The following is a 10,555-nucleotide window of genomic DNA, read 5'->3' on the forward strand; positions in this document are numbered from 1 at the left end:
CCGTCGCCCCGACGTCGTCGGCGGGTCTCCCCGCACTGCCCGGTCTCTCCGCACTGCCGGGCCTGCCCGCTCTCCCCGCGGCGCCGGGGCTCCCGGCGACTCCCGCCGCCCCGACGGTTCCGGGCCTGCCGGACGCCCCCGCGCTCCCGGCCGCCGCCCCCGACCCGACCTCCGCCCTCGGCGGTGTCCTCGACCTCGTCGGCGGCCTGCTCTCGGCGGTCCCCGCCCTGCTCGGCGGAGTCGACCTCGGTGTGGTCCAGCAGCTCCTCGCCTCGTTGGAGAGCACCCTCCAGGGCCTGCTCGGCCAGCTCCCGACGCCGCCGACCCTCCCCACCCCGCCGCCGACCGTCGCACCCCCGGTCGTGACACCCCCGCCGACCACCCCGGCCCCGCCGGCCTCGCTGACGGACCAGCTGGCCGCCCTCAAGTCCCAGGCCAAGGCCCTCGGCGACGCGGCGGCCGCCGCCGCTGCCACCCGCTGACGCCGACTGCGTCCCCGCTGACGGCACCCCGCTGACGACGGCCCCGGCCGGAAGCCCGCCCAGGGCTCCCGACCGGGGCCGTCTGCTGCCCGGGCCGTCCGGTTGCCCGGGGTCCTCCACCGCCGACCGGGGTCAGGAGCGGTGCCAGCCCGCGTAGGCGCCGCCGGCAGCGAGGAGTTCCTCGTGGCTGCCCACCGCCACGGCCCGACCGTCCTCCAGCAGCACCACGCGATCGGCCCGGGCCGCCGTCGACGGCCGGTGGGCGATCACCAGGGTGGTGGGCCGTCCGGCTGCGGCGAGGACGGCCGCCTCGGTCTCGGGGTCGAGGGCGCCGGTCGCCTCGTCCAGGACGAGGACCGCCGGAGCGGTCAGCACCGCCCGGGCCAGTGCGAGCAGTTGCCGCTGTCCGGCCGACAGGTCGCGGCCGCCCTCGGCGAGGCGGTGGTCGTACCCGTCCGGGAGGCCGGCGATCATCGCGTGGGCGCCGACCGCGCGGGCCGCGGCCTCGATCTCGGCCTCACCGGCCCAGGGGCGCCCGTAGGCGATCACCTCCCGGACGGTGCCGGGAAGCAGGCTGTTCTCCTGGGGCACGATCGCCACCCGCTGCCGGTACTCGGTGACATCGAGGTCGCGGATGTCCGTCCCGTCCAGCCGGACGGCGCCGCCGGTCACGTCGTAGAAGCGCGAGACCAGCTTCGCCAGCGTCGACTTGCCCGCCCCGCTGGCGCCGACCAGCGCCACGGTCTCCCCGGCGCGGATCGTCAGCGACAGTCCGCGGAGCACCGGCGGCCGGTCGGGGCCGTACCCGAACTCCACCCGGTCGAGGACGAGTTCCCCCGGCGACCGGGCCGGCAGCGGCACCGGGCGGGCGGCCGGCGTCGGCGCGGTCGGCTCGGCGGCCAGCTCCCGGAGCCCGCGCAGGCCGACCGCCGCCTGCTGGTAGCCGTCCAGCGCCTGGACCAACTGCTGGACCGGAGCGAAGAGCAGGTCGAGGTAGAGCAGGCAGGCCAGCAGCGCGCCGGCCGACATCGAGCCCTCCCGCACCCGCTCACCGCCGACCAGCAGCACGAGCGCGGCGGACAGCCCGGCGAGCAACTGCCCGAACGGCCAGAAGAGCGCCAGCGCCCGCTGCGCCCGGCCCCGGCTGCGCCGGTAGCCGTCGCTGCGTTCGGCGAACCGCGCGCGCCGCTCGTCCTCCCGGCGGAACGCCTGGGTCACCCGCATCCCCGCCAGGTTCTCCCGCAGGTCGGAGGTGACGGCGCCGGCCCGCTTCCGGGCCGTGCCGTACGCGCGCGAGGAGGCCCGCCGGTACAGCACGGTCGCCAGCGCCATCAGCGGCAGCATCGCGCACGCCGGGAGGCCGGCCGCCGGGTCGAGCGCGAGCAGGACGGCCACGGTCCCGATCAGGGTCAGGCCGCCGATCAGGGCCTGGACCAGGCCGTCCCGCAGGAACCCGGCGAACGCGTCCACGTCCGTGGTCATCCGGGCCAGCAGCCGGCCCGCGCCCTCGCGTTCGTAGAAGGCCAGCCCGAGGCGCTGCAGATGGCCGAAGGCGGTGGTCCGCAGCCGGTGGAGCAGCAGTTCGGCGGTGCCGGCCGTGGTGCGGATCGACACCGACTGGATCCCCGCCCCGAGCAGCACCGCCAGGGCGCCCAGGACGGCGACGGCGGTGAGCACCTCCGGCCGGTCCCGGCTCACCCCGGAGTCGATGCCGGTCCGGACCAGGAAGGGGGTCAGCAGGACCCCGGCGGTGTCGGCGGCGACCAGCAGCAGTGCGAGCAGCAGCGGCCGGCGCAGCGGCCGGAGCAGTCGGCCGAGGGTGAGGTCCCGGTCGGCGGCGGGCAGTTCGAGCACCTCGGGTCCGGCCGTCCGGTCCGGCGCGCCGGGTGCGGGGGCGGCCCGCCGGGCGTCGTCCGGTCCGGCCTCGTCGAACAGCCGGCGGAACAGCGGGCTGTGGGCGCGCAGTTCGGCCTCGGTGCCGAAGTCCGCCAGGCGTCCGCCGTCCAGCACCGCGATCCGGTCGGCGAGGGCCAGGGTGGACGGGCGGCGGGCGAGGAGCAGACCGGTGCGTCCGGCCAGGACGCTGCGCAGGGTGGTGTGGATCCCGGCCTCGGTCCGGGCGTCCACGGCGGAGGTGGCGTCGTCGAGGACCAGCACCGGAGGGTCGTCGAGCAGCGCCCGGGCCAGCACCAGGCGCTGCCGCTGGCCGCCGGACAGCGGCAGGCCGCCCTCGTCGAGACGGGTGCGGTAGCCGTCCGGCAGGGCGGTGACGAAGGCGTGCGCCCCGGCGGCCCGGGCCGCGGCGGCCACCTGCTCCTCGGTCGCCTCCGGCCGCCCGTAGGCGATGTTGGCGTGGATCGTGTCGGCGAACAGGAAGCTGTCCTCGGGGACGACGCCGACGCCCGCGCGCAGTGAGCGCAGGGTCAGCGCGCGGACGTCCTCGCCGCCGACCCGCACCGCCCCGTCGTCGGCGTCGTAGAACCGGGTCAGCAGCGCGGCCAGCGTCGACTTGCCGGAGCCCGGCAGCCCGACCACGGCCACGGTGCTGCCCGCCGGCACCGTCAGGGCGAGTCCGTCCAGGACCGGTTCGCCCGCGCGGTAGCCGAAGCGGACCCGGTCGAACTCCACGGCCGGCGCCGCGGAGCGGGGCAGCTCCACGGCGTCCGCGGCCTCCACGACCCCCGGGCGGGTGTCGATCACCTCGAAGACCCGCCCGGCGCCGGCCCTCGCCTGCTGGACCGTGTTCAGCAGGCCCGCCATCATCCGCACCGGACCGACCAGCAGGGCGAGGTAGCCGGTGAAGGCGAGGAAGGCGCCGAGCGACAGCCGGCCGTCCATCACCAGCCGGCCGCCGACCGCCAGCGTGCCCAGCTGGCCGAGCACGGGCAGGGCGCGCAGCCAGGGGTCGTAACGCGCCGTCAGCCGGATCGCGTGCCGACGGGCCAGGAACAGCCGGTGCGCCGCCGCGTCCAGCCGGCCCAGCTCCCGCCGCTCCTGGCCGAACCCCTTGACCACCCGGACGGCCGCGACGGCGTGGTCCACCACCTCGGCCACCTCGCCGGTCAGCTGCTGGACCTTCCGGTCGGCGGGGAACAGCCGGCGCCGGGCCCGGGCGGCGGTGAACCACAGCGGCGGGAAGGCCAGCGCGGTCACCGCGGTGAGCAGCGGCGACAGGGAGGCCATCCCGACGAGCGCGCCGGCCGCCATCAGCAGGTTGCCGAGCTGGGTGGGGGCCATGGTCAGGAACCCCTGCACCAGGGCGGTGTCGCTGTCGGCCCGGGAGACCGTCTGGCCGCTGCGCAGCCGGTCGTGGCCGGCGCCGTCCAGCCGGGAGAGCGCGTCGAACAGCTCGGTGCGGAGGTCGTGCTGCACGGCGAGGGCGAGCCGGGACGAGTGCTTGCGGCGCTGGTAGGAGAGCACGTAGACGGCGAACGCCAGCGCCGTCAGCAGGAGGACCAGCGGCAGCAGCGGCCTGCGGTCGGCGAGCACCGCCTCGTCGAGCGTGATCCGCTGCAACTGCGGCACCGTGACCATGACGGCCACGCCCGCGGCCGAGGAGCCGCAGGCGAGGGCGAGCCGGCCGGGGTGGCGCAGGCAGTGGCCGAGCAGGCGCCGGGCCCAGCCGCCCCGGCCGGCCGGGACCGTCACAGCAGCACGTCCGGGTCGGCCGGCGGTACGGGGGAGGGCGCGGCGTCCGGCTGGACCAGCCCGCGGTCGGCCAGTTCGGCGAGGAGCCGGGCGACGGCCTCGGGCCGGGCGCCGAGGCGGTCCGCGAGGGTCGCGGCGTCGGCGCTCCCGTCGGCCAGCCGGAGGCAGCTCTCGACGGCGCGGCCGATCCGGTAGACCCGGGTCTCCAGGTTGGGCAGCCGCTGCAGGAGCAGGCACACGCCGTCCTCGCCGTCCGGTGTGCCGCCGGGTGCCGCGAGCCAGGTGTCGACGGCCTCCCGTACCCGGGGCAGGCCCTCGACGGAGACGGCCGCGGCCAGTTCGGCGGCGTCGAGCCGGAGCAGGCGCAGCTGGCCGCTCCGGACCGGGCCGGGCGCCGGTGCGCCGCCGTCCCGCGGGGCCGGGGGCGGCAGGTAGGGGGTGCCCAGGTGGTGGCCGAGGTCGAGGCCCAGCCAGGCGGCGGCGGCCTGGATCCGCCACAGCACGGCCGGTACGCCGGGGCGCAGGGCGGGCCCGTGCTCCTGGACGTGGCGGGCGAAGGCGGCCGCCGTCCCGACCAGCGCGCGGGCGGCGGACGGGTGCCGAAGGGGGGCGGACGGGTGCCGAAGGGCGGCGGAGCGGGTGCGCTCCTCCTGCTCGAAGCGGGTGAACTCCTCGTCGAACCCGTCGCCGAGGAGTTCGGCGGTCAGGGGCAGCAGCAGCCTGAGCTCCTCCGGCGCCGGCCCGTCGGCGGCGGGGTCGGTGGACCGCCCGCCGCGCCGGGCGGCGTCCTGGAAGATCCCGGCGTACCGGTCGGCCCAGGCGTCGAGGTCGGTCTCGCCGTCGAGGAGGTCCCGGCCCGCGGCGCCCACCCGGGCGGCCTCGGCCGGGTCGGCGCAGACCCGGCCGAGCAGGTCGGCCAGGCCGGCGTGGTCGGTGGGGTCCGGCACGACGTAGAGGTTGCGCCGGTGCTCGGCCCGGTCGCCGGTGCTCTCCTTGCGGATCAGTTCGCGGGTGGCGATCGCGGCGGTGCCGGTGGCGAAGCACTCGCGGAGCTTGGTGGGGATGTGCTGGCGGATCGGGAAGTCGTGTTCGAGGAGCGCGACGGCGGTGCAGGCCCGGAGGTAGCCGGGGACGCGCTCGACCGGGACGAAGGGCAGCAGCCAGAACCGGTCGGTCAGGCCCAGGGCGTCGATCCGGGCGCGGAGTTCGGCCGGGACGCTGCCGCCGACCAGGGCGGCGACGTACGGCCGGGGGCCGCTCATCAGGGCCATCGCCTCGACCAGGTGGCGCAGCCCGGTCCTGGCGTTGGCCTTCCCGTAGTACCCGATCACCGGGGTGCCGTCGCCGAGCCGCGCGGGGTCGGGCAGATCGGCGCCGCCGGCCGCGGCCCCGGCCGCCAGGGCGGCCAGGTCGAGCGGGGCCGCGCCGGGGTGGAACAGCTCGGTGGGGACGACGGGCTGGACGGCGCCGGTGAAGCGGGAGCGGTCCACGCCGAGGCCCGGCAGCGGGCCGGGGGCGGCGACGATCGCGGTGGCCCCGAGCAGGGCCTCCTTGTAGGTGGTCTGGAGGTCCCCGTGGTTCATCAGCCGGTTGCGGTCGGTCCCGGCGGAGCGCAGGACGTGCGGCACCCCGGTCCACAGCGAGGCCAGGTGGGCGGCGACCCCGCAGGGCTCCAGGTAGTTGGAGTAGACCACCTCGCAGTCGTGCGCGCGGATCACCCGGGCGGCGGCGCCGGCGAGCCGGGAGACGGTCGCGTCGGTCTGCGGGATGTGGCGCATCGCGGTCGTCGGAGGGGTGAGCGGTACGACGGTGACGGAGGTCGCCGAGGCCGCTCCGGCGATCCGGTACGTGTCGGCGACCTCGAAGGCGTTGGTCACCACGTGCACCTCGTGGCCCCGGCGGACGAGTGCCCGGGCCAGCAGCGCCGCCCGGACGGCGACTCCGCCCTGGGTGGGCGGGAATTTCACGACGAAACAGATGCGCATGTCAGCTCTCGGCGGGGAGGAGGACGTTGATGCGGACGAGCTCGGCGATCAGCCGGGCCGCGGCCGGGCCGTACTCGGCGAGTACGACGGAGGCGGGTGTCCCGGCCTGGAGCCGGGCGACCGCCGCGTGGGCGCCGGCGGCGAGGCGCACGGTGGCGATGTCGGAGCGGCCGGTCCGCACCAGTAGCAGGTGGCTGGGGGTCGGGCGGCAGGTGAACGCGGCGGACTCGCCGGAGGCGCTCGCGGTCGCGGTCGGCGGTGCGGTCGCGACCGGGGGTGCGGTCGCCGCTGGGGGCGCGGGCGCGGTCGCGGCGATGAGGGCCGGCAGGTCGCTGGCGTAGGAGCACAGCATCGCGTGGCCGGCCAGGTGGTGGACGCCGGGGCCGGGCGACGTCGCGCCGGCCCCGGCCGCCGCGGGGCCGGGGAGCGGTTCGGCCCGCCGGTGGGCCGGTCCGTCCAGGGCCTGGGCGAGGCGGGCCTGCGCCAGCAGCCGGCCGCGGTCCTCGTCGTGCCGGGCGGCTTCGGGGAGGCACTGTCCGCACGCGTCGCCGAGGCCGGGGGCGGCGGTCCGCAGTTCCTCGCGGAAGCGCTCCGGGTCGGCGAGGCCGAACGGGATGTCGAGCTTGGCCCGGTCCGTGTGCGTCCCGAGCGTCTCCACGATCCGGGTCAGGGTCGGGTACGGCGTCCTCGCCCGCGAGTACCGCTTGCGGGCGGAGATCCGCGCGGAGACGGCGATCCGGTCGGGTGCGACGCCGGTCCGGAAGCTCCGGGCCTCGTCGGGGGTGAGCCCGCGCGCGGTGAGGTAGCCGTCGGGGTCGTCCTGGTAGCGCTCGCGCTCCTGCCGGGAGGCCATCAGCAGGGAGATGAGCTCGAATCCGATGCGGGTGTCCACCGGTCAGCCCTTCCGGCTCGGGGCGGTCGTCCGGCTCGGGGCGGTCGTCCGGCGCGGGTCGGCGGGCCGTCGCCGCAGGTCCGTCGCCCGGCGCAGGTCGGCGGCGATCTCCTCGGTCCGGTCGAGCCGCTGGTCCCGTTCGAGCATCACGGCGGGCACCCGGTGGAACTCCAGCAGGTCGTCCAGCAGCTCCCAGACCGGCTCCGGCACCGGCATGGAGTGGGTGTCGAAATAGGTGCCCTCCTCCTCGACCCCGCCCGCCAGATGGACCTGGACGACCCGCTCGTACGGGATCTCCCGGATGAAGTCGAGGGCGTCGAAGCCGTGATTGCGCGCGTTGTAGCTGAGGTTGGTGAGGTCGAGCAGCAGGTGGCAGCCCGAGGCCTCGACGATCTCCGTCACGAACTGGGCCTCGGTGAGCTCGTCGCCCCAGCTGAAGTGGTAGGCGATGTTCTCCAGCAGGAACGGCCGGCCGACCCGCTCCACGGCCCGCCGGGCGCGGCGGGCGACGTGCCGGGCGCTCTCCCGGGTGCGGGGCAGCGGCAGCAGGGTACCGAGTTCGGCCGTCGAGGTGCGGGTGAAGCAGAGGTGGTCGCTGAACCAGGGGGCGTCGAAGCCCTCGACCACTGCGGCGAGCTCTTCCAGATATGCGTCCCACCGGGCGTCGTCCCCGACTGACCCGATGGACATCTCGATGCCGTGCGGGACGATCGGAATTCCCGGGATCCGCGCCGTCAGGGAATCAAGGGATTCCCGTTTTCCGGTCGTCCCCATGTAATGCTCGGATATGACCTCTACCCATTCGACCAGACTCGGGTCGGTGGCGATCTCGTGAATCGGTTCCCGGTACCCGATACCGGTCCCGAGTTCGGGCACCGCTGTATTCATGGCCGTACGGACCTCATTTCGGACGGAACGGTGGGGGCGGGCCGCCCGGACATGGACTACCAGCACTCGCAGGAGCAGTAGCGGCCCATGTTGACGTCGATCGACGGCAGCTCCGGGAGCAGCTCGATCGTCAGGTCCAGCTCGTTCTCGACCTCGGTCGCCGGAGCGGCCTCGAGCAGGGTCGTCGCCATTTCCATCCCCTTTCTTACAGTCCTCCCGACCGGTCGGGCGACCGGCCGGGACGTGAGTACCGTATGACATTGCACGGGTGGGGGCAATGGCTTTCCGGATCCTCTGGAAGTTTCTTTCGGAAGTATTCCTTCGGGCGTCCCGGTGGCGTTCTGCGGGCATGCCTGGGGAATGCCCGAGGGAATCCCTGGGGCATGTCGTGAGAATGTCAAGAAATCAAGGCCGGTGAATTCGGCGAGGTATTGCGGGCGGCTGTGAGCGGCCGTGGGCGGCTTTGGGCGGCCGGTGGGGCGTCAGTGCGCGGCGAGCCGGGCCGACCACGGGTGCGCGGGTGCGCCCGGCGGGGCGAGGCGCGGCGCGAGCCAGGTCCGCTGCTCCTCGGTGAGCAGTGGGGCGAGGTCGGCGAAGTCCGCGTCGTCCTTGGGGCGCCCGTCACGGGCCTTGAACAGGAGGACGACCTCGGGCGAGAGGTACGGCAGTCCGCCGGGCGAGGTGCGGGTGAGCGCCTCCAGTGGACGGCGGGTGCGGCGGCCGCGGTGGAACACCCAGTCCGCGCCGTCAGCGGCGCCGAACAGGATCTCGACCGGTCCGGCGGTTCCCCTGGCGTCCAGGGACAGGGTCTCGCGGCCGGGCTCCGGCGGTTCCCCCGGGATCCAGGGGCGCCGCGCGCCGTCCTGCTGGTCGGTCACGGTGAGCGGACGGTCCGCGAAGTGACGGGCGAGCAGCTCGGACTCCCGGGCCAGCACCAGTACGTCGACGTCCGTGTGGGTGCGTCGGACCCGCCCCACTTCAAGGTCGACGGCCCATCCGCCCGCGATCCACCACGAGCCTTCGAAGCCGGCGAACAGCCGGCCCGCTTCCAGGAGTGGAGCAGATGCCTCGACACTCCTGTGATCTTTCCCCCGAATAATCACCGCTGTAACATATCACATATCAAACACCTCCCGCCTCACCAGTCGCGCCGACCCCGGAACGCGCCGACCCCGGAACGCGACGAGGGCGCGGCGGCGAGGCTGTCCTCGTCACCACGCCCTCGACCGGTCGCCGCACCGGCGGCGGCCCGGGGCTAGCGGTAGTTCACGTACTGGAGCGCGAAGTCCAGGTCCTTGCCCTTGAGCAGGGCCTGCACGGTCTGGAGGTCGTCACGGCTCTTCGAGGTCACCCGGAGCTCGTCGCCCTGGACCTGCGCCTTGACGCCCTTCGGGCCCTCGTCCCGGATGATCTTCGCGACCTTCTTGGCATCGTCCTGGGAGATGCCCTCCTTCACGTCCGCGAAGATCTTGTACTCCTTGCCGGACAGCTGCGGCTCCTTGGCGTCCAGCGCCTTGAGCGACAGGCCGCGCTTGATGAACTTGCTCTGCAGCACGTCCAGGATCGCCTTGACGCGCTCCTCGCCGTTGGCCTTCATCTCGATCGTCTCGCCCGAGCGCTTGATCTCGGCGCCGACGTTCTTGAAGTCGAAGCGCGTGGAGATCTCGCGGGAGGTCTGGTTGATCGCGTTGTCGACCTCCTGCCACTCGACCTTCGAGACGATGTCGAAACTGGAGTCGGCCATGGGTGTTGGTCTCCTTGATGTTCTGGCTGCACTGACACGGCCCGCCCCACCGGGCGTCCGCCGTCCCAGCCTATCCAGCCGACCCCCACCCCCGCCCGGGACGCCCACGCCGCACCCGCCCGTCCGGCCCCGGGAACCGGGTGGCGAACCACCCCCCGGCATCGGGTAAGGTTTACCCAGTCGAACGGGGCAAGCCCCGCAAGACGAACATCCTGGCTGGTTGCCCGAGCGGCCAAAGGGAGCAGACTGTAAATCTGTCGCGCAAGCTACGCAGGTTCGAACCCTGCACCAGCCACAGGATAGAAAAACAGCCTCTGATCTGCGGAAACGCAGATCAGAGGCTGTTTTTGTCGTATGCGGACGCCGGCCTGCCGGGGCGGTCCGCCAGAGGTGGTCCGCCTCACTTCGTCCCGCCCGGATCCTCGTGCCGGCCGGTGTGTACGGACCAGGTGCGGACCGGGGCCCGGAGCCGGGGCGCCGGTCGGTTCCGGTGGTTCGGTTCGGCTCGGGACCGGCTCGCTCGCGAGGTGCCGGTGCCGAGCCCCGGGCTTACCGTCGACGTAGCTCGGTTCCCACGACCCAACACGTCGGAGTTCGGTATGGCCAGCTATGAGACACACGCCCAGGCCGCGAGCGACATCCTGGCGCAGACCAAGATCACTGGGATGGCGGCCACCCATGAGCTGCGCGCGCAGGTCGCGCAGGTCGAAGCCCTGCTGGCACTCGCCGCGGCCGTGGCCGGCCGTCGCTCGGGTGCGCCGCAGCCGCCGCAGTACCCGCCCCACGCGGCCCCCGACTCCTACTGACGGACGGAGCACGGCTCCTGACCCACGGAAACGCGGGTCAGGAGCCGTGCTCCGTTTCCAGGTGGGTGGTGAGGAGGAGGGCTGCGGCGGCGGGGGTGTCGGGGGCGGTG

The 10,555-nt window shown here is 74.6% G+C and carries 8 protein-coding genes, 1 tRNA gene and 1 pseudogene; 3 read left to right on the forward strand and 7 right to left on the reverse strand.

Features of this window, described 5'->3' with window-relative positions; translation table 11 throughout:
• A pseudogene (locus ADK60_RS17250) lies at nt 1–482 on the forward strand (hypothetical protein); the annotation flags it as partial.
• Nucleotides 483–614: 132 nt separating this feature from the next.
• On the opposite strand, the gene ADK60_RS17255 reads toward ADK60_RS17250, so the two are convergent.
• From ADK60_RS17255 to ADK60_RS17280, 7 genes are all read right to left on the reverse strand, one after another.
• On the reverse strand, nt 615–4,130 hold the full coding sequence (locus ADK60_RS17255) for an ABC transporter ATP-binding protein (RefSeq protein ID WP_053647032.1): 3,516 nt from the start codon (nt 4,128–4,130) through the stop codon (nt 615–617).
• Nucleotides 4,127–6,115: a glycosyltransferase gene (locus ADK60_RS17260; protein ID WP_053647034.1), complete on the reverse strand. Its 1,989-nt coding sequence runs from the start codon at nt 6,113–6,115 to the stop codon at nt 4,127–4,129. Before ADK60_RS17260 ends, ADK60_RS17255 begins: the two co-directional genes overlap by 4 nt.
• 1 nt (nt 6,116) lies before the next feature.
• Nucleotides 6,117–7,007, reverse strand: coding sequence for a hypothetical protein (locus ADK60_RS17265; RefSeq protein ID WP_053647036.1), 891 nt, complete (start codon nt 7,005–7,007; stop codon nt 6,117–6,119).
• A gap of 3 nt (nt 7,008–7,010) precedes the next feature.
• Nucleotides 7,011–7,895 (reverse strand): MbnB/TglH/ChrH family RiPP precursor modification enzyme, encoded by an 885-nt coding sequence (locus ADK60_RS17270; protein ID WP_079008446.1) that lies wholly within the window; start codon nt 7,893–7,895, stop codon nt 7,011–7,013.
• 56 nt (nt 7,896–7,951) lie between these two features.
• Complete coding sequence (locus tag ADK60_RS47690; protein WP_266269970.1) at nt 7,952–8,086, reverse strand: hypothetical protein; 135 nt, start codon at nt 8,084–8,086, stop codon at nt 7,952–7,954.
• Nucleotides 8,087–8,377: 291 nt separating this feature from the next.
• Nucleotides 8,378–8,998, reverse strand: coding sequence for a nucleotidyltransferase domain-containing protein (locus tag ADK60_RS17275; protein WP_107094642.1), 621 nt, complete (start codon nt 8,996–8,998; stop codon nt 8,378–8,380).
• A 152-nt stretch (nt 8,999–9,150) separates the two neighbouring features.
• On the reverse strand, nt 9,151–9,639 hold the full coding sequence (locus ADK60_RS17280) for a YajQ family cyclic di-GMP-binding protein (RefSeq protein ID WP_030393881.1): 489 nt from the start codon (nt 9,637–9,639) through the stop codon (nt 9,151–9,153).
• 214 nt (nt 9,640–9,853) lie between these two features.
• On the opposite strand from ADK60_RS17280, the gene ADK60_RS17285 reads away from it, so the two are divergent.
• Nucleotides 9,854–9,934, forward strand: a tRNA-Tyr gene (locus tag ADK60_RS17285).
• A gap of 304 nt (nt 9,935–10,238) precedes the next feature.
• Nucleotides 10,239–10,445, forward strand: a complete 207-nt coding sequence (locus tag ADK60_RS17290; protein ID WP_045937843.1) for a hypothetical protein — start codon at nt 10,239–10,241, stop codon at nt 10,443–10,445.
• The last annotated feature ends 110 nt before the right edge of the window (nt 10,446–10,555 follow it).

Origin of the sequence: Streptomyces sp. XY431 (genome assembly GCF_001279805.1) — a bacterium.
Classification (GTDB): Bacteria; Actinomycetota; Actinomycetes; order Streptomycetales; family Streptomycetaceae; genus Kitasatospora; species Kitasatospora purpeofusca.

Excerpts from the sequence above, each read along its gene's own strand:
- ADK60_RS17260 (WP_053647034.1), bottom strand. The coding sequence starts at position 6,115 with ATGCGCATCTGTTTCGTCGTGAAATTCCCGCCCACCCAGGGCGGAGTC.
- ADK60_RS17270 (WP_079008446.1), bottom strand. The coding sequence starts at position 7,895 with ATGAATACAGCGGTGCCCGAACTCGGGACCGGTATCGGGTACCGGGAA.
- ADK60_RS47690 (WP_266269970.1), bottom strand. The coding sequence starts at position 8,086 with ATGGCGACGACCCTGCTCGAGGCCGCTCCGGCGACCGAGGTCGAGAAC.
- ADK60_RS17280 (WP_030393881.1), bottom strand. The coding sequence starts at position 9,639 with ATGGCCGACTCCAGTTTCGACATCGTCTCGAAGGTCGAGTGGCAGGAG.
- ADK60_RS17290 (WP_045937843.1), top strand. The coding sequence starts at position 10,239 with ATGGCCAGCTATGAGACACACGCCCAGGCCGCGAGCGACATCCTGGCG.